Origin of the sequence: Methanobrevibacter olleyae (assembly GCF_900114585.1) — an archaeon.
Taxonomy (GTDB): Archaea; Methanobacteriota; Methanobacteria; order Methanobacteriales; family Methanobacteriaceae; genus Methanobrevibacter; species Methanobrevibacter olleyae.
Genome location: NZ_FOTL01000001.1, coordinates 77384 through 96017, shown reverse-complemented (window position 1 = coordinate 96017; position 18634 = coordinate 77384). Strand labels below are relative to the sequence as shown.

The following is an 18634-nucleotide window of genomic DNA, read 5'->3' as shown; positions in this document are numbered from 1 at the left end:
TTAATTTTAGTTTTAATTATTTTTCAACTAGTTCTTCTACAATATCCATTAATTCCTTATTCGTAGCATTGGTTTTTATTCCAAGTGGACTATAGTGTGTTTTCACTGCAATAAATCCTTTCTCTTCAAGTTTATCAAATACTTTATCGAGTTTAGGTGCACTAATTTTTAAGGCTCTACAGACTTTATGAATGTCATAAAATGTTGAAGGAGCATTTGCTTCTATTTTGCATGAATTTAATAATTTTAAAACTTTATCTTTTTGATTAAGCTCTTTTTCGGCTGCTATTTCAATCATTGAATCAATAAATTCTCTATTTTGTATGGATTCTAACCACATGGGACCTGCTATTATTAATTTCTCCCTACATTCTGGACAATACTCAGGAATACTACTTGCAAGTCCTTTGTATTCTTTTCTATATAGGCAGTGTTTACAATGTGCTATGTATCCTATATTTTTTAAGGACTTATCAGTAGCTTTAGATCCTTTTTTTACTTTAAGATATGTTCTCATATAATGTTCACTACTATGTGACATTTTTACTTCGATATATTTTTGATATTTTGCAAGAGTAAGTGCAGCAAATCCTATAAGAATTCTAATGCCATTTTCATGACAGTATTCGCTTTTATATGGTTTTGCATTGTATTTTCTAATGCATGGTTCTTTGTATGTTCCACAAAGGCAAGATGTATCGGTAGCAGTTAAGCAGAGTAATGAATCTCTTTTTAAATTATATCCTGCCGAATCTACAAAAGGAGAGGGAGTTCCAAATGGATCTATATCAATCACATCGAATCTCCCCATATTTGCTCTTAATTCGTTATTTGCTTCTTTTTGCTCAATTTTAACTTCTACGTCATTTAACTCAGCATTGATTCTTGTAAATTCATTAGCTAATGGGCTTATATCATTTATGCTAACATCTTCAACAGCATTAATTTCTTTTTTATAACGTATTCCTCTAATCCCACTACCTCCAAATAGATCACATATGCTTATTTCTCTATCTACTTCTTTTTGGTATGCTTGAAGTGCAAGAATTGATGTATCTCTATTAAATTCCATTTTAGGATTGTAAAATACAGGAGCATCTGATGAAACTTTATCAAAGTTTGGGAATTTTATTTCTACTTTTCCTTCTTTAATAATTTTTAATTCATCTTCACTATATGTTTCAATTTCAATATTTTGATAATTGGGATTGTTTTGATTTGTTTGCATATTTTTATCCTTGTGGTTTTTGATTAATATACTTTCTTTATTAATCGATAAATTTTAATTTATCTTATAATTGATAAATTTTAATTTTTATTTATTTATTAATAGTATTATCTTATATTTATTTTTCTTTTTATTTAATAATAAGTTAAAAATTTGAATTGCTTGTTTGTATTTCTATAAATATTATTTTTATATCTTATTTAAGAATATTTAAGTAAAACTAATATAATATTAGGAATAAATAATTATTATAAACTATTTAACTAGAAAAAAATATTTTTAGATTAGAATATCTAAATTTTAATAAATTTAATTAAGATTTTTAATTAATAGATAATTAATCTTATTCATTATAGGTGAAAATATGGCAGATATTAAAGTTTCAATAGCTAGTCCTGTTATTGAAGAAGAAGAAATTGATGCAGTAATTGAAGTAATGAAATCTGGTATGATTGCACAAGGGCCAAAAGTCATTGAATTTGAAGAAGAATTTGCAAAATATGTTGGTGCAAAGTATGGAATTGCAACTAATTCTGGAACTTCTGCTTTACATGTAGCTCTTTTAGCTGCAGGAATTGGAGAAGGAGATGAAGTAATTACAACTCCATTTACATTTGCAGCTACTGGAAACTCTATTTTATACACTGGTGCAAAGCCTATCTTTGTAGACATAGACCCTGAAACTTTTACTTTAGACCCTAACCAAGTTGAAGATGCTATTACTGATAAGACTAAGGCAATTATGCCTGTTCAACTATATGGACAATCTGCAGATATGGGTGCTATAATGAAAATCTCAAAAGATTATGATTTAGTTGTTATTGAAGATGCTGCACAAGCTCATGGTTCTGAATATAATGGTGTTAAAGTAGGTTGTCTTGGTGATATGGCTTGTTTTAGTTTTTATCCTACTAAAAACATGACTACTAGTGAAGGTGGTATGATTACCACTAATAATGAAGAATTTGTTAAAAATGCAAAAATCTATAGAGCTCATGGATCAGCAACTAAATATCATCATGATGTTTTAGGGTATAATTTTAGAATGACTGACATTGCTGCTGCAATTGGCCTAGAACAACTTAAAAAAATAGATACTTTCAATGAAAAAAGAATTAAAAACGCTAAACTCCTTAATCAAGGCTTAGCTGATATTGATTTAATTGAAACTCCTGTTGTAAAAGAGGGTTATAAACATGTATACCATCAATACACTATTAAAATAAAAGATGGTAAAAGAGATGAATTGTCTGAACACCTACTAGAAAATGGTGTTGGAAATGGAATTTATTACCCAATTCCTCTTTACAATCAAGTTCTTTATACAAAAATGGGTTATGACCAAAGTCTTCCAGTAACTGAAGAAATTGTTAAAGAGGTTCTCTCACTTCCAGTTCATCCCGCTTTATCTAAGGAAGACTTAGATTATATTATTAAAGTAATTAAAGAATTTTTTAATTAATTTCTTTAATACTTTTTACTTTTTTATTAGCTTTTTTAAAGAATTATTAATTTTACTTTTTTACTTTTTTAAATTATTTATCCTTGTTTTTCATCATTAAATTTTCTACAGTTTTTATTTTAGCTTCTAAAGTTCTGTTTTCTCTATCTCTTCTATCATCTACTTTTAAAACACTGTAAACTCTTCCAGAACCCATTTCAAATATTGCTTCTTGAACATCAGCACATACTTGATATAATTTTCTTAAATCATCTGTTTCTATTTGAGTTCCCATAGCAGTTAATTGATAGTTTAATCCAGATGCATCAATAATTTCAACTGCTCTTGTTACATATTCACTAATTTCGGTTCCTTCTATGCCCATAGGCAATATAGAAAAATCTGCGGTTATCATAGTTATTATTTTATACTTGTTTTAATATAAATTTATTAGTACTTAGTTTTATTAACTAATCCTAAAATTAAATTAAATTAAAAAAATATTAAAAATTGATGTTAATTTATAATATTAAAAATTGATGCTAATTTATAATATTAAAATGATGTTAAATTGCAATATTATAACTTTCCAATTTTTTATCTGATTTTTAAGTGGTAATATGAATAAAGAAAGATTTAATAAAAAAATATTCTCAAGAATTGATAAATTAATAAATGATTATCAATTAATTAAAGAGAATGAAAAAATAGCTATTGCCCTATCTGGAGGAAAAGATAGTGTTTTAACTCTTCATGCACTTAAAAATTATCAATTAAATGCTAATTTTGACTTTGAATTAGTAGCCATTTCAGTTGATGAGGGTATTGAAGCTTATCGCCAACATGGAATTGATGCTGCAGTAAGTAATACAGAACTTTTAGATATTCCACTTATTCAAAAATCTTTTAAAGAGGAAGAAGGTTTTGTATTAGATGATATTTATTATTATTTTAAAAGTGCTTGTATTCCTTGTGGTGTTTTTCGACGTAATATTTTAAATAAAACAGCTTATGAAATAGGTGCTAATAAAATAGCTACTGGACATAATCTTGATGATGAAATTCAATCATTTTTAATGAGTTTTTCAAGAGGGGACACAGTTAAGTTTTCTAAATTTGGCCCTGAACTTAATCAAATTCATGAAAAACTAGTTCCAAGAATTAAACCATTATGGAACACACCTGAGAAAGAGGTAGGTATCTGGGCTATTCTTAATGATATTGAGATTCATTTAGATGAATGTCCTTATTCTAATTTATCTTTAAGAGCTAAAATTAAAGAATTTTTAAATAAAACAGAATCAAAACATCCCGGTACAAAAGAAAATGTTTTAAATTCCTTTATTAAAATCCTTGATGTTGAAAACGTTCACACAGTCTTAAATGAATGTGAAATATGTGGCCAGCCAACATCTGGTAAAATTTGTAAATCTTGTGAGATAAAAGACATTATACGTGGGAATATAGAATAATTTTTTTTTTTAAAAAAATAGAGGGAGGGTCACAATTTCAAATTTCAAATTTTTGTCTAAATTTTTAATATATTTTTATAAATTTTTTAATTTAAAATTATAAATTTAAACAATTATAAATATTTGGACTTTTTCTTGAACACAAAATATTTGTGACACACCCTCAAATAGTAATTTTTTAAATCATAATAAAAGGGTAATAAAATAAGCTAATTTTTAAATATTTTTTTATTAATTGATAAAAAGTAGAAAAATCAATGAAAATAAAAAATCGCTAAAAATAGAAAAGTCAATGAAAATAGAAAAAAAGAAATTAAATAATTTAGTTTCTTAAAATAACAAAAATCATGTAAATAATGAATAAGATTAATAAGATTAGTCCTTCTTTTTTATCTACTTCATTTCTTGTATATGTAAACCATGCACCTACAATAGTGACTATTGTCATTAAAAAGATATCAAATATCATCTCAGGTGCTATTGGCATTGGCATTATTGCACTACTTATTCCTAAAATGAACAACACATTGAAAATACATGATCCAAGTACATTACCTATAACAATACTGTTATTTCCTTTTTTAAGTGCAGTAACTGATGTAGCAAGTTCTGGTAATGAAGTACCTAATGCAACGATAGTAAGACCAATTAAAACATCACTTAAGCCAAAAATTCTTGCAATAAAACTTGCACTATCTACAACAAGGTCAGAACCGATAATGATTCCAAGCATACCAATTATAATGTATAAAACTGCTTTTGGTATGGTAAGCTTAGCTTCAACTTCCTCAGACATCACTCCTTTATCTTCCCTTGCTTTTTTAACAAGATAATAAACATAGGCAATAATAATGATTAAAAAGATTATTCCAACTATTTGGCTTATTTCACCAAATAATAGTGCAATAAGAAGTAATCCTATTGTGGAAATTATTAAAAATGGAAAATCTCTTTTAATTAAGACTTTATCAACAGTTAAACTGCCGAGTAATGCAGAAACACCAATCACTCCTAAGATATTAAAAATATTACTTCCTACAACATTACCTAAAGAGATAGCATTGCTTCCAGCAAAAGATGCGGTTATAGAAACTGCAGCTTCAGGGGCACTTGTACCAAATGCAACTATTGTTAAACCTACGATTATTGTAGGTATTTTGTAATTATATGCAACATTACTTGCACCATCTACAAATACATCTGCACCTTTAATTAAAAGTACAAATCCCACAATAAGTAAAATAATTTCTATTAATATTTCTATCGTTTATTTTCCCCCTTTGGAGTTTAATTTTTAATTTAAAAGTTTATATTAAATGGGATAATAGTTAAAGCTTAAGTTTATATTAAATGGGATAATAGTTAAAGCTTAAGTTTATAATAAATTGGACAATATTTAAAAATAAATAAAAAAATAAAAGAAGATTATTCTAATTTGCTTTCAGTATCCGATTTATGTTTATCTTCTTTGTTAATTGTTACTAAGATTTTATCAATATGGTTTGCATCCATATCTACAATTTCAAAAGTAAATTCACCTTGATGGAATATTTCACCAGTTTCTGGGATTTTTCCTGCATGGGAGAGAATAAATCCTGCAATAGTGGTATATCCATCTTCCACTTCATTAGGCATTTCTTTTTCAATTTCAAATAAATCTTTAAAGTCTTCAATAGAAAATCTTCCATCAATTAACCAAGAGTTATCTTTTCTCTGGGTTGCTTTAGGATTATCAATCTCATCGATACCTGGTATATCTCCTACAATACCTTCAAGAAGGTCGTTTAAGGTAATTAATCCTACAACACTTCCGAATTCATCTACGACAAGTACCATATGGACGTATTCTCTATTTTCTTTAAATTCTTTAAGTAAATCCATTGAAAGCATGCTTTCAGGAACTACTAATGGTGATTTAACATTAGATTTAATATCAACATCTTTACCTTCAAAGATTTTGCTTAAAATATCTTTTGCTTGAACAACACCGATAAAATCATCTAATTCTTCTTCAGCAACAGGGAAGATAGACCTTTTACTGTTGATTATTTTTTCTTTATTTTCTTCAAGCTTATCTTCTAAATTTAACCAAATGATTTCACTTCTAGGAGTCATTATCATATCTACTTTCTGGTTATCCAAACGGAATACTCTTTTAATAATGTCTTCTTCCTCTTCAGCAATTGTTCCGTATTCAATACCTTCTTCAATAAGTAATTTAACTTCTTCTTCAGTAACAATATCTTCTCTTGCTTCAGAACCAACAAGTTTTAATGCAAAATTAGTAGAACCATCAAGTAATCTTACAACTGGCTTACAAACAAATGAAGTTATTTGCATGAACTTTGCAGTTTGTAATGAATATGCTTCAGGGTCATTTAATGCCATTCTTTTAGGTACAATTTCTCCAATTAATATTGTAAAGTATGTAGTAATAAGAATAATGATTATAAAACTTACTTGGTAACTGTAGGGAATGTATTGACTTAAATATATTCCTAAAGGTTCAGAAAAAGTACTACCACCAAGTGCCCCTGTAATAATTGCAACAAAAGTAATACCTACTTGTACAGTAGATAAAAATTCATTTACATGATTCATGAAATCTAAAACAGTTATAGCTCTTTTATCTCCCTCATCTGCTATTTTTTGAATTTTGATTCTTCTAGCAGATACAACTGCAATCTCAGCAAGGGATAACAATCCATTAAGTATGATTAATATGGCTATTATTAAAATTTCAATTCCTATAATTATCGAGTCCATTTCTATTAAGTCCTTAAATGATTTTGTTTTTAAAATTTTTTAAATTTTTATAAAATTAGATTTTTAACAAAGATTTCTTAAAAATTTGTAATTTATATTTATTAAAATTTATAATTTATATTTCTTAAAATTTATAATTTATATTTCTTAAAATTTATAATTTATAATAAGCAATATGATATTTATTAATTATATTTATAAATTTAATGTTTTTTAAGTAATTAACTTAGATTATTTTTATAACTTTATAATGATTTTGTTATTTTTTTACAGATTATTATAAACTTTAACTTTATTTTAATTTTTAAATTAATTATAATTTTTTTATTTTTCTATCTATTTGTTTAAAAAACTTATTATTTTTAACTTCATCTGCAGTTCTAAAGCTAGTGCTACCATAAATTTCTTCTTGCATTTTTTGCACAGCATAAGATGCATCTTCTGCAGTTTCTACTTTTTGAAGGATTCTACGACTCTTTACTTTAATTGTTTTTCCACAAGTACATTTTCTTGTAGCTACTCCTTTTTTAGCATAAAGTACTCTTCCACAGTCGCATCTAAATATTAAATACATTCATTAGCCTCCAAAAATAATTTTTTTATTTATTTTTAAGATATTTATCATCCAAATATTTTTAAGATATTTATCCTCCAAATATTTTTAAGATATTTATCCTCCGAATATTTTCATAAACAATGGAATAAATACCTGTGATGGTAATATAATTAAAGTTGCTATACTAACTCCTAAATTAGTTCCAACAACCACAAGTAAAATTCTAATGATATTATTACTCCATAAATCTCTTAAACTTTCAATTTTACCTAAATTACTGATATCACTTTTTCTAACTTTTCTAAATTTTGCTTCTGCAAGCCCTGAAAACCATCCTGCAGCAAGTAATGGATGAATAATAGTGAGTGGAGCTACTAATCCTCCAATGATTGCAGATTGAATTTTGGAGCCGGATAAAATAGAACCTATAAATCCCATTATCATACTAATTACTACAAATTGCACAATATCTTCTTCAATTTGGATTCCATTTACCCAAGCAAGAAAAAATATCACAAGAAATGAAATTGGGATTAAAGATAAAATAATTTTAAACCAAGGAATTCCTCCTTTTTTATTCATATCATTTAATTCAGAATAAGGAGGTAATGTTTCAGGATGATTTAAATATTCAATTATTCCCTCCCTATGTCCTGCACCTACAACAGCTATTACTTTATCTTCTGGAATGCCTAGTATTCCTTTTGCAAGGTATGCATCTCTTTCTTTTACAAGTGCAGTGTATGCTCCAGGTGATATTTCTTTAAAGTATTCCATAGCTTGGTCTATGTTAGATTGTTCCTTTAACTCTTCAATATCCATTTCTTCTTCATCTGATGAGAATAATGAAGAAACAAGGCCATACAGGAATTTTAATTTTTCCCAAGTTGTCATCTGATTTAAAACTCTTTGTAAAGTAATATTTATATCTCTATCGATTAATGCAATTCTACAACCTATCTCTTCAGATGCTTCAATTGCACTGATCATTTCAGAACCTGGTTTAATATCTAAATCATCACCAATTTTATTTTGCATATAAGAAAGAATATTGGTAACTAAGAAAACCCCTACTTTGTTTTCTTTAATGATTTTGGTAATATGAATTTGATCATCTTCAACAATACCCTTTTTTTCATTCATTAATCTAATGTATCGTCCTCTATCTAATTCAATAGCTACTACATCAGGTTGGTCTTCTAAAATAGTCTCTCTTACCTCATTTGCACTATTTTGAGATACATGTGCAGTTCCTATAATTTTTAAATATTCTCTAATCATTAGATAATCCTTCTTGATATATTTTCTTTAAATATTTAACTTATTTTATATAATTTTATTTTTATTTTAAAAATTTTTCTTTAAATATTTAACTTATTTTATATAATTTTATTTCAGTTATTTAAATTTGATTGATTATATTTATATATTTTATGAAAATTTAATTATAATTTTTTAATTTTAGTTATAATCTATTATTTTTAATTATAATTATTTATTTGGTTTATATAATCTAATTTTTCCATCTTTATAAATTCCAACCTTTTCACTAATATTTCTTTTAATACATAGGGTAATATCATCTTTATATCCTAAATAAGTAAGACGACGTCCTGATTTAGATTCAATACAAATTTTATCTGCTAATTCTTTATCTCTACTTGCTAAAATAGCTGAAAGTGCATATTCACTTATTCCACTTTCTTCTTTAAAGTAATCTTCATCATTGCTATTTAATCTATCTTCAGATGCATTGTTTTTCAGCTCTTCTTGAATCCAATATAATATTTCACCTGCAGCTAAAAAGTCTTCTATTGCAAAAGTTTTATTAATACCTCCCATAACAAGTTCAATCTCTTCAGTTGCTAATTCTAATGCTAGTTTTGCACATGCTTTAGCATTTACAAATCCTCCAATTAATATGATTTCAGATTCCATATTTTCCATAATTCTTACTCCATTACTTGTTGTAAGAACTAACGAATCTTTACTTGCTTCATATTGTTTTATCTCAGTTGGAGAATTTCCCAATTCAAAGCCTTCGAGTTTCCTACCCTTTCTTTCACCTGCTAAGATTAAATTTTTTTCTTTAGCTATTTCTATTGCTTGTTCTGGTGTGTATGCAGGATAAATTTCTTTAAATTTATCTAGGGCAACTGTTATTGTAGTACTTGCTCTAAGTGCATCAACTACAATAGAAAGATCTTTTGAAGAACCTTTTTCAAAACTTAAACTTACTTTCACTTTTTAGCCTCTAATAAATTATTCTAAATACTATTTTAGTATTGATTTAGTTAATCTATTTTAATTAATCTATTTAGATAATATATTTTTTGGATAATCTATTTTTAGATAATATATTTCTTTAGATAATATACTTTTTAGATAATCTATTTTTAGATAATATAATTTTTATATTTAGTAATATATAATATTTAATAAGTGTTAATATTTTTTATATGAATTTTTAAAAATTTGAGAAATCTTTTAATGTATTAGAAATCTTTTGTCTTTTATCTAATTTTAGAGGAATATTATGATAGTTGTTACAACTCCAATGTGTAAGCAAATTGTTGAATGGGCAGGACTTAATGAATTTAAAGTAAATAAACATCCTGATACAGAAGAGGGAGATTTAGCTATTTTACTTTCTGAAAGTAAAGTAAATATGTATTCGGTAGCTATTAAGATAAATACATTTAGTCAAATTAAAGAAAGTATTAAAAAAGTATCGGGTTGTCTTTTAGAAAGGAATTTAATTGATAAATCTATTGAAGATGAAGCTATTGAAGCTATTTTTAATAATTATAAAGAAAAAGATATTAAATATGCTATTTTAGATGAAGAAGGATTTAATAAAATCAGAGAAAATAATAAAGATAAAAAAGTTAAAGTTTATTCTGAATTTTTAAAAGACATAGTTTCAGATATTGGAGCAACTGTAATTGATTTTAAATTTGATAAGGATGAAAGCAGTGATTTAAAAATGGACTTTGATTATCTAGTCTATCCGGATTATTTAGAAAAAGAAGTTTTAAAAAGAGAAAATTTAGACTCTAATGATTTTAAACTTATTAAAGTATTAACTCATAATAATATCTCTAAAGATCCAATATTAAAAGCAGAGTTAAGATATTCACTTTTGATTAATGAAATCTAGTTTAATTTAAGGATATCTTTTTAATTTTTTTTAAAGTTTTTCTTAAAATAAGTTAATTTAATAAAAATATTCTTTAAAGTTTTTCTTTAAATAAGTTAATTTAATCAAAATAATTATTAAATAAGAAAAATATAATATTTTATAGTAAAAATTTTTATATAGGATGTTTTCAACTTTTTATTAAATAAAAAGTTTATAAATCATTATTAAATTATAATTATAAATTATTTATTCATTTAGAAGGAGAATAAAAATTGTTAGACATAAGATTATTCAGAGAAAATCCCGAAATGATATTTGACTCTGAGAAAAAAAGATTTAGAAGTATGGAAAATGCAGAGAAGGTTATTGAATATGACACCTTATGGAGAGAAGGTGAAAGGAAATTAAACTCTTTAAGAGCAGAAAAAAATAAATTATCTAAATCATTTAAAAAAGCAAAAGAAGAAGGTAATTTAGAAGAGGTTATTGCTAAAAGTAAAGAAGTAGCAAATGAAATTAAGCAGTTAAGTGCTAAAAATGCAGATTATCTTAAACTTAGAGATGATTATAGATATAGGGTAGGAAATATTATTGATGATGATGTTCCTATTTCAGATACTGAAGATGATAATCTGGTTGTAAGAACCTATGGTGAAATTCCAGAACATGATTTTGAATTATTGAATCATGTGGACTTAATTAAAAAAATTGATGGTGCTGACCTTGAAACTGCAGCAAGTATTGCAGGTGCAAGATTCTATTACTTAAAAAGAGATATCTTACATTTAAACTTAGCTTTAATTCAATTTGCCCTAGCAGAACTTGAAGAGGAAGGTTATATTCCTATGCAAACTCCATTTTTTGTAAAAGGAGATGTTGCAGCTGAAACTTCTGAACTTGGTGAGTTTGAAGAAACTTTATACAAAGTTGAAAATGAAGATATGTATTTAATTGCAACTGCAGAACAAACATTAGCAGCACTTCACAGAAATGAAATCATCAATCCTGAAGACTTACCCTTAAGATACTGTGCACTTTCAACTTGTTTTAGAAAAGAAGCAGGTTCTCATGGAAAAGACACTTTAGGAATCTTTAGAGTTCATCAGTTTGAAAAAATCGAACAATTTATCTATTCAACTCCAGAAGACTCTAGAAACCAACATGATCATTTAATGGAAGTTACTGAAAGAATTTATCAAAAATTAGCTCTTCCATATCAAATTATAGCTATTGTATCTTCAGCTTTAAATGACAATGCAGCTATTAAATATGACCTTGAAGCATGGTTCCCAGGCTCTGGTGCATTTAGAGAATTAGTATCTTGCACTAACTGTAAAGATTATCAAGCAAGAAAAACTAAAACAAGACAGGGTAGAGCTGGATCTGGTGATGCTCAAACATTACACACTTTAAACAGTACTGCGATAGCTACTGAAAGAACTATCTGTTGTATTTTAGAAAACTATCAACAAGCTGATGGTAGTATAAAAATCCCAGAGGTCTTAGTACCTTACATGGGAGGAAAAACAATTATTGATGCAAAAGAATAATTATTGATTCTTTTATTTTTTTTATTCTCTTTTTAGTTGTAAAAGAATAATTATTTATTCATTTACTTTTTTATTCTCTTTTTGGTTATTTTATAAAAGTTAAAAAAATAGAAAAATGAAGAATAATTATCCTTCATTAGTATTCATCTGCATGTAAATATGCAGAAATTCCATGTGCTATTAATGCAATACCTAAAATTATAGTAATTAATACAGGATTATTTGCTGCAAAGACTGCAATAAATAGAATAACTATTCCTAATACTAAACTTATTATAGAACCAGTTTTTTGAGCAGTTGGGCCTCCAAGTAATCCAATTACAGAAGCTACAATTAACATAAATCCGACTATATAAAATTGCAATCCTATTAAGAATGAAATTGCATTAGTTCCGAATATAAATGCTAACCCTAAAATAATCATTACAACTCCAAATACTGCTGAAATTGATGAGAAAGCACCTGATATTTCTTTTGAAATAATTCCAGTATACGCTAAACCTATACCAAATAATAATACACTAGCACCAATAAGGATAGAAATTAAATTAGCACTAAACATTGGGAATATAATGAATATTAAACCAATAATGATTGATATAATAGCTAAAATTTTATTTGACTCCATTTTATTACCTCATTCCTATTTATTGTTTATATTCTATTTATTAAGATATATATAAATCTTTATCTTTAATTTTATATTAAATTTTATCTTATTATTTTATCTTATTTTAGTTTTCATTATTCTTATTTATTTTAGTTTATTTTCTTTTATTTTCATTTTTAAGCTATTTATTATTTTTTAAAGCTTTAATATTAAATCAAAAGCTATATATAGATATATTGATAAACCTTTATTTGACTAATTTTTAACAAATTTAAAGTAGGGGTTGTTTGTATGAATAAAAAAAGAATTATTTCTGATTTAGGGATTATATTTGATATATTGATATTTATAGATTTAATTCTTATTATTCTTTCCATACCTGGTGTTGAATTAATTGAATATGCAGGATATGTTCAATTTTTCGATTTAACCATTTGTGCTCTTTTATTAACTGAATTTTTCTATGGATTATTAAAATCAGATACAAAACTTAAATTCACTAAAGAACATTTTTTGGATTTAATTGCTTCAATACCATTTGATTTAATAGCATTGACATTAATAGGTTCAAGTTTTAATCTTCTTAATATCACTCGTTTTTTAAGATTAATAAGAATCATTAGAGTACTTCGAGCTGTAAATATCATAAAAAAATATGGTTTGGAAAAGGTCATCAAACGTACAGGTATAGATAAAATTTTAGTAATTGTAATTGTACTAGTCCTAATTTTTTCTCTTTTATTAGGTTTTACTGAACAAAAAAGCGTTTATGATAGTTTTTATTTTGTTATAATTACCTTAACTACTGTAGGTTATGGGGATGATATTATTACAACACCTTTAGGAAAGCTTATTTCGGTTTTTTTGATTGTTGCAGGTGTGGTAGTTTTCAGTACAATTACAGGGGTAATATCATCATTTTTCACAGATAGGTTATTAGAAAGTGGTATTAGTGTAGATGAAAATTTACACTTCATTAACCAAAAATTAAATTTTCATGAAAGAGAATTAGAAAAAACTAATAAAGAATTAAATGAAGTTAAACAAGAATTAGAAATATCAAATATCTATTCCGAAGAATTAAAGAAGGAATTAACGGAACTAAAAGAATTAATTAAAGAAAATGATTAGTGAGGATATTATTTGAGAAGGTGGATTGTGTTTTGTAATAGTTGTAGCTGAATATGAAAATGCTAATTTTTGTACAAAACTGAAGAAGTTAAGAGAATATGAGGATGAAAAAATTAAATATTCTATAGATAGTAGTATGAGATTATTTAATAAAAAAATAGATAATGAAAGCCAAACAGAAAAATGCATTAAATAATCATAAAGATATGATAGTTTTAGTTTTTATTATATTTTATTTTCTAGAACTTTTTTTTACAACTTTTACACTACTTTTTTTAAATTTTATTAATTAATTATTTAAACTATTAAGAATTATATCATATTAAATAATAGTTAATAATTCTTTTAAGTGGTAGTATGGATTTTGATGAAGTAATTAGGATAAGACGTAGTATAAGAAAATATGATACAAAAGAAGTAGAAGATGAGAAAATAGAAAAAATCCTAAGGGCAGGTATGCAAGCACCTGGAAGTAGATTAGGTGCAGAACCCTGGGAATTTCTCATAATTAAAAATAAGGATACTTTAGCTAAAATTGGAGAAATTAAACCTCGTGTTACTAATGCTCCTGTAGCTATTCTTTTGATTGCAAATATTGAAAGATCTTTTTATAAATTAGTATGGCAACAGGACATGAGTGCCGCAGCAGAAAATATGCTTCTTGAAGCTGTTAATCTTGGTTTAGGTGGCCTTTGGAATGGTATAGCGCCAGAAGAAGAAAGAATGGATAAAATTGCAGAAATCGTTGGTATAGAAAATGATGAAAATTTAAAACCATTTTGTATAATTACATTAGGGTATCCTGCTGAAGGTTTGGAAAATAAGTTTATGGATAAATTCGACTCATCAAGAATTCATTATGAAACTTATTAATTAAATGGCATTCAGTATAACTATTAAAAAAGTTTAAACTATTTGTATAAGGTAAATTTTTATGAAATACGATTTTAAGTCAATAATTAATAGAAAAAACTCAAACTCACTTAAATGGGATTTTTTTGATGATGATTATCCTATGTGGGTTGCAGATATGGATTTTAAAGTAGCTCCCTTAATTTATGAAGCTGTTAATAAAAAAACTGAACATGGTATTTATGGATACTCTATTTTAACAGATAGCTATTTTGATTCTTATATTAATTGGTGGAAAAAATATAATCTTGATATGAAAAGAGATGAGCTCTTATTTGCAAGTGGAGTTATGCCTGCAATAACTAGCATCATTCGTGCATTTAGTAGTGAAGGAGATAATATACTTATTCAAACTCCAGTTTATCATGTTTTCTCTTATGTTATAGAAAATAATAACCGTAAAGTTTTAGAAAATCCACTATTATACAATCCAAATTCAGAAGATATTGAAACTGTTTATAAGATTGATTTTGAAGATTTAGAAGAAAAACTATCTGATCCTAAAACAAAAATAATGCTTTTGTGCAATCCTCATAATCCTATTGGAAGAATATGGGAAAAAGAGGATTTGGAAAAAATAGCTATCTTAGCAAATGAATATAATGTTTTAGTAGTTTCAGATGAAATACATTGTGATTTAACAGATCCGGATATTCAATATACTCCATTTGCCTCTATTGACAATGATTTAACTAATGATAGCTTAACATGTTTATCTCCAACTAAGACTTTTAATATTGCAGGCCTTCAAAGTTCAGTTGTTTTTACTAGAAATAAAGAGTTTTATGAAACTTTAGAAATTCAGCTTGTAAAAGATTTCTTTTCAGGACCTAATGTATTTACAGTTGATGCTACTATAGCTGCCTATCAAAGTGAAGAATGGTTAAGTCAACTAAAAGAAGTCTTGTTTGAAAATAAAACTGTTGTTAATGATTTTTTAAAAGAGAATATTTCTGAAATTAAATTGGTTCCTTCAAATGCAACTTATCTTTTATGGTTAGATATTAGTAAATTAAATCAGGATTTTAATACTGATTCTAATACTTTTTCTGAAGTTCTAAGAGAGGAAGTTGGTTTATTTTTATCTCCAGGAATTCAATTTGGTCAAAATGGAGATAATTTCTTAAGAATGAATGTTGCATGTCCTAAAAGCCTATTGAAAGAAGGATTAAATGCATTAAAAGAAGGACTGATTAAGTTTAAAAATAGTAAAAATAATAAATAATTCCTATTTATTAATTAATGAATCAGATTTAAATAAAAATGAATTTAGTTAATAAAAATAATATGGTGAAGTATTGTTTTAGTTAAAAATAAATAGGAAGAACTATTGTTTTAGTTAAAAATAAATAGGAAGAACTATTGTTTTAGTTAAAAATAAATAGGAAGAACTATTGTTTTAGTTAAAAATAAATATGGGGGAATATTATTTTAATTTCTCTTCCCACTCTTTTTGCCTAAATCCAGTAAGCACTATAGATTCAGTCTCTATTATTGGACGTTTTACAAGCATACCGTCAGTAGCTAAAAGATTCAATTGTTCTTCTTCATTCATTTCAGCTAATTTGTCTTTTAATTCCATTTCTCTATAGATTTTACCGCTAGTATTGAAGAACCTTTTTAATGGTAATCCACTTTTCTCATATAATGCTTTTAATTGGTTATAATTTGGATTGTCTTCAACGATATCTTGCTTTTTATATTCAAATCCATTTTCATCTAACCATTTTTTTGCTTTTCTACATGTACTACATCTTGGATAATATATAAATAACATTTTTAAACCTCTTTTAAATTGTTATTAATGTATAACTAATTTATTCTTTAATTTTTATACTTTATATAATTAATTTTTTATATATTAAAAATTAAAAAAGTATTAACAATAGTTTTTAAATAACAATAGTTTTTAAATAAAAAAATTTAAGTGATAATTTGCCAGTTAAAGAAAAACAAGTAGCATTAATTGAATTATTTTATGATTTAATATTTGTATATGCAATTTCAAGATTAACATCCATTATAAATATACCAGTTAATGGTGAAATTCCTCCATTTAGTCTATTTAACTACATTATCACTTCATTTGTAATTTTACAAGCATGGTTATACTTTACTAACTATGTAAATCGTTATGGCCAGTGGAAGTGGTATGAATATATAGTTGCAATTATAAATATGATTGCAGTAATTTATATGGCAAATACTATTTCTGCAACTTGGAATAATTATTTAGCGGTTGCGTTTAATATTTCAATGCTAATAATGTTATTTACAGTTGTATTTTTATATTCAGTTCATGCTAATAAAGAGAAATCATTTAATGGAGCTTCAGGCAACTCAATTAAAATTTTACTTGTTGTATGTATTATTTATTTAATATCCTCTTTAGCAATTATATTTGGATATATGGATTTTGTTATTTGGTTAAATGTACTTGCAATTTTAACAGGAGCATTTTTACCATTTTTTATTAGGGGTAACTTTGATAAATCTATTATCAGCTTCCCTCATTTAGCAGAACGTTTTGAATTATTAACTATTATTACATTTGGAGAAGCTATTGTAGGAATGACTCACTTTTTTGAAGTACGTAGTTTTGATTTGGTTCCAATATTAGTATTTTTGATAATTATAACTATGTTTGGATCTTATGTAGTTCAAATACATGATTTAGTTAATCATCATAGAGAAGAAAGAAGTTTAAGATTAATGTTTAGTCATTATTTTATTGTAATAAGTATTAATTTGGTTACTGTTGCTTTTGAGTTGATTCATAGTGGCGAAATTAATTATTGGATACCAAGTTTAATGTTGATTATTTCATTAATTGTATTCTATCTATCAATTATGGCTAATAAAGAGTATTATTATGAAGGTATAAAATTAACTAGAAAAAACATTTTTTCAATGGTTTTAGTTACTTTAATAGGTTCTTTCGTTATTTTAGGATTTATTGGTAGTTTATATGGATTTTTAATTGGTGCATTAATTATTACTTTTGGCAATTTTGAGATATTATTAGATAAGTATCAAAAGTCTTTAAAGAATAAATTGATTAATTAACTAATAGCTGTTTATTTTAAATTTTTATTAATTAACTAACTTAGTTTTAAGTTAAAAAATTATTAGCTTAATTAGAGTGTTAAGTTGATTAAGTAAAGAAAATTATTAATATTCATTTAGATTAAAATAATTCATATAATAATTTATTTTTAAAATTTAATTGTAGTTTAAATTTAGAAAATAATGTAGTTTAGATTTAGAAAATAGTTTTTTAAATTGGTGATATTGTGAATATTTTAGTTGCTTATTACTCAAGAACAGATGTTACAAAAAAATTAGCAGAAGCTATTGCAAATGAAACGGGTGCGAATGTTGAAGAGATAGTTTCAAAAGTAAAATATGGAGGTAAAATAGGCTTTGCTCGTGGTGGAAAAGACGCTATTTCAGAAAAGATTATTGATTTAGAACCATTAAATTATAATCCTGCAGATTATGATTTAGTTTATTTAGGCGTTCCAGTTTGGGTTGGAAAAGCTGCTAACCCTATGATTTCCTATATTAAACAAAATGAAGGTAAATTTAATAATGTAAAGTTCTTTGTAACTGCAGGTGGAAGTGGATTCGAAGGCGCATTTGCACAATTAGAAAAATGTGTTGGTAAAGCTCCTTTAAAAACATTAGCACTTACTGCAAAACAAGTTAAACATGATGAATTTAAAGAAGATTTAGCTTCATTTATAGAATAGATTTGATTAATTGTTCTTATTTGGTTAATTAAATTATTTTTTGGTTTATTTTTTAATAACTTATTTATATTTGC

At 25.8% G+C, this 18634-nt stretch carries 19 protein-coding genes; 10 read left to right on the top strand and 9 right to left on the bottom strand.

Features of this window, described 5'->3' with window-relative positions; all coding sequences use genetic code 11:
* Positions 1–16: 16 nt before the first annotated feature.
* Positions 17–1228 carry a tRNA (guanine(10)-N(2))-dimethyltransferase gene (locus BM020_RS00415; RefSeq protein ID WP_082762159.1) on the bottom strand — a complete coding sequence of 404 codons (1212 nt, stop codon included), beginning with the start codon at positions 1226–1228 and terminating at the stop codon, positions 17–19.
* Positions 1229–1592: 364 nt separating this feature from the next.
* On the opposite strand from BM020_RS00415, the gene BM020_RS00410 reads away from it, so the two are divergent.
* Complete coding sequence (locus BM020_RS00410; RefSeq protein ID WP_067147779.1) at positions 1593–2690, top strand: DegT/DnrJ/EryC1/StrS family aminotransferase; 1098 nt, start codon at positions 1593–1595, stop codon at positions 2688–2690.
* 73 nt (positions 2691–2763) lie between these two features.
* Here BM020_RS00410 and BM020_RS00405 read toward each other — a convergent pair whose 3' ends face one another.
* Positions 2764–3084 carry an MTH1187 family thiamine-binding protein gene (locus BM020_RS00405; RefSeq protein ID WP_067147776.1) on the bottom strand — a complete coding sequence of 107 codons (321 nt, stop codon included), beginning with the start codon at positions 3082–3084 and terminating at the stop codon, positions 2764–2766.
* A 205-nt stretch (positions 3085–3289) separates the two neighbouring features.
* Here BM020_RS00405 and BM020_RS00400 point away from each other — a divergent pair, with 205 nt between their 5' ends.
* A complete protein-coding gene (locus BM020_RS00400) occupies positions 3290–4141 on the top strand; it encodes a TIGR00269 family protein (RefSeq protein ID WP_074797831.1) in 852 nt (283 codons plus the stop codon).
* Between the two features lie 322 nt (positions 4142–4463).
* Here BM020_RS00400 and BM020_RS00395 read toward each other — a convergent pair whose 3' ends face one another.
* The 5 genes from BM020_RS00395 to comB all read right to left on the bottom strand — a co-directional run bounded on the left by BM020_RS00395 (position 4464) and on the right by comB (position 9707).
* Positions 4464–5387: a calcium/sodium antiporter gene (locus BM020_RS00395; RefSeq protein ID WP_256379548.1), complete on the bottom strand. Its 924-nt coding sequence runs from the start codon at positions 5385–5387 to the stop codon at positions 4464–4466.
* A 179-nt stretch (positions 5388–5566) separates the two neighbouring features.
* Positions 5567–6907 carry a hemolysin family protein gene (locus BM020_RS00390; RefSeq protein ID WP_067147770.1) on the bottom strand — a complete coding sequence of 447 codons (1341 nt, stop codon included), beginning with the start codon at positions 6905–6907 and terminating at the stop codon, positions 5567–5569.
* A gap of 313 nt (positions 6908–7220) precedes the next feature.
* A complete protein-coding gene (locus BM020_RS00385; RefSeq protein ID WP_067147767.1) occupies positions 7221–7481 on the bottom strand; it encodes a DUF1922 domain-containing protein in 261 nt (86 codons plus the stop codon).
* 96 nt (positions 7482–7577) lie between these two features.
* Positions 7578–8744, bottom strand: a complete 1167-nt coding sequence (locus tag BM020_RS00380; protein WP_067147763.1) for a TraB/GumN family protein — start codon at positions 8742–8744, stop codon at positions 7578–7580.
* A gap of 210 nt (positions 8745–8954) precedes the next feature.
* Positions 8955–9707 carry a 2-phosphosulfolactate phosphatase gene (gene comB / locus BM020_RS00375; RefSeq protein ID WP_067147760.1) on the bottom strand — a complete coding sequence of 251 codons (753 nt, stop codon included), beginning with the start codon at positions 9705–9707 and terminating at the stop codon, positions 8955–8957.
* A 292-nt stretch (positions 9708–9999) separates the two neighbouring features.
* On the opposite strand from comB, the gene BM020_RS00370 reads away from it, so the two are divergent.
* Both BM020_RS00370 and serS read left to right on the top strand, forming a co-directional pair.
* Positions 10000–10623 carry a hypothetical protein gene (locus BM020_RS00370; RefSeq protein WP_067147757.1) on the top strand — a complete coding sequence of 208 codons (624 nt, stop codon included), beginning with the start codon at positions 10000–10002 and terminating at the stop codon, positions 10621–10623.
* Between the two features lie 254 nt (positions 10624–10877).
* A complete protein-coding gene (gene serS / locus BM020_RS00365; RefSeq protein ID WP_067147754.1) occupies positions 10878–12155 on the top strand; it encodes a serine--tRNA ligase in 1278 nt (425 codons plus the stop codon).
* Positions 12156–12291: 136 nt separating this feature from the next.
* On the opposite strand, the gene BM020_RS00360 is transcribed toward serS, so the two are convergent.
* On the bottom strand, positions 12292–12783 hold the full coding sequence (locus tag BM020_RS00360; protein ID WP_067147751.1) for a DUF308 domain-containing protein: 492 nt from the start codon (positions 12781–12783) through the stop codon (positions 12292–12294).
* A gap of 273 nt (positions 12784–13056) precedes the next feature.
* On the opposite strand from BM020_RS00360, the gene BM020_RS00355 reads away from it, so the two are divergent.
* From BM020_RS00355 to BM020_RS00345, 4 genes are all read left to right on the top strand, one after another.
* Positions 13057–13896 (top strand): potassium channel family protein, encoded by an 840-nt coding sequence (locus tag BM020_RS00355; RefSeq protein ID WP_067147746.1) that lies wholly within the window; start codon positions 13057–13059, stop codon positions 13894–13896.
* Between the two features lie 25 nt (positions 13897–13921).
* Positions 13922–14092 (top strand): hypothetical protein, encoded by a 171-nt coding sequence (locus tag BM020_RS09530; protein ID WP_158499603.1) that lies wholly within the window; start codon positions 13922–13924, stop codon positions 14090–14092.
* Between the two features lie 161 nt (positions 14093–14253).
* A complete protein-coding gene (locus tag BM020_RS00350; protein ID WP_074797828.1) occupies positions 14254–14769 on the top strand; it encodes a nitroreductase family protein in 516 nt (171 codons plus the stop codon).
* A gap of 61 nt (positions 14770–14830) precedes the next feature.
* Entirely contained in the window at positions 14831–16033 is a 1203-nt protein-coding gene (locus BM020_RS00345; protein WP_067147740.1) for a MalY/PatB family protein, read from the top strand.
* A 201-nt stretch (positions 16034–16234) separates the two neighbouring features.
* Here BM020_RS00345 and BM020_RS00340 read toward each other — a convergent pair whose 3' ends face one another.
* Complete coding sequence (locus BM020_RS00340) at positions 16235–16585, bottom strand: arsenate reductase family protein (protein ID WP_067147737.1); 351 nt, start codon at positions 16583–16585, stop codon at positions 16235–16237.
* A gap of 158 nt (positions 16586–16743) precedes the next feature.
* On the opposite strand from BM020_RS00340, the gene BM020_RS00335 reads away from it, so the two are divergent.
* The gene (locus BM020_RS00335; RefSeq protein WP_067147735.1) at positions 16744–17874 is read left to right on the top strand and encodes a low temperature requirement protein A; all 1131 of its coding nucleotides are present in this window, start codon (positions 16744–16746) and stop codon (positions 17872–17874) included.
* 227 nt (positions 17875–18101) lie between these two features.
* Positions 18102–18560 (top strand): flavodoxin family protein, encoded by a 459-nt coding sequence (locus BM020_RS00330; RefSeq protein ID WP_067147732.1) that lies wholly within the window; start codon positions 18102–18104, stop codon positions 18558–18560.
* Positions 18561–18634: the final 74 nt, after the last annotated feature.

Coding starts and splice junctions, on each gene's coding strand:
- BM020_RS00390 (WP_067147770.1), bottom strand. CDS start 6,907: ATGGACTCGATAATTATAGGAATTGAAATTTTAATAATAGCCATATTA.
- BM020_RS00340 (WP_067147737.1), bottom strand. CDS start 16,585: ATGTTATTTATATATTATCCAAGATGTAGTACATGTAGAAAAGCAAAA.
- BM020_RS00385 (WP_067147767.1), bottom strand. CDS start 7,481: ATGTATTTAATATTTAGATGCGACTGTGGAAGAGTACTTTATGCTAAA.
- BM020_RS00350 (WP_074797828.1), top strand. CDS start 14,254: ATGGATTTTGATGAAGTAATTAGGATAAGACGTAGTATAAGAAAATAT.
- BM020_RS00345 (WP_067147740.1), top strand. CDS start 14,831: ATGAAATACGATTTTAAGTCAATAATTAATAGAAAAAACTCAAACTCA.
- BM020_RS00380 (WP_067147763.1), bottom strand. CDS start 8,744: ATGATTAGAGAATATTTAAAAATTATAGGAACTGCACATGTATCTCAA.
- BM020_RS00360 (WP_067147751.1), bottom strand. CDS start 12,783: ATGGAGTCAAATAAAATTTTAGCTATTATATCAATCATTATTGGTTTA.
- BM020_RS00415 (WP_082762159.1), bottom strand. CDS start 1,228: ATGCAAACAAATCAAAACAATCCCAATTATCAAAATATTGAAATTGAA.
- BM020_RS00400 (WP_074797831.1), top strand. CDS start 3,290: ATGAATAAAGAAAGATTTAATAAAAAAATATTCTCAAGAATTGATAAA.
- BM020_RS00405 (WP_067147776.1), bottom strand. CDS start 3,084: ATGATAACCGCAGATTTTTCTATATTGCCTATGGGCATAGAAGGAACC.
- BM020_RS00355 (WP_067147746.1), top strand. CDS start 13,057: ATGAATAAAAAAAGAATTATTTCTGATTTAGGGATTATATTTGATATA.
- BM020_RS00410 (WP_067147779.1), top strand. CDS start 1,593: ATGGCAGATATTAAAGTTTCAATAGCTAGTCCTGTTATTGAAGAAGAA.
- BM020_RS00370 (WP_067147757.1), top strand. CDS start 10,000: ATGATAGTTGTTACAACTCCAATGTGTAAGCAAATTGTTGAATGGGCA.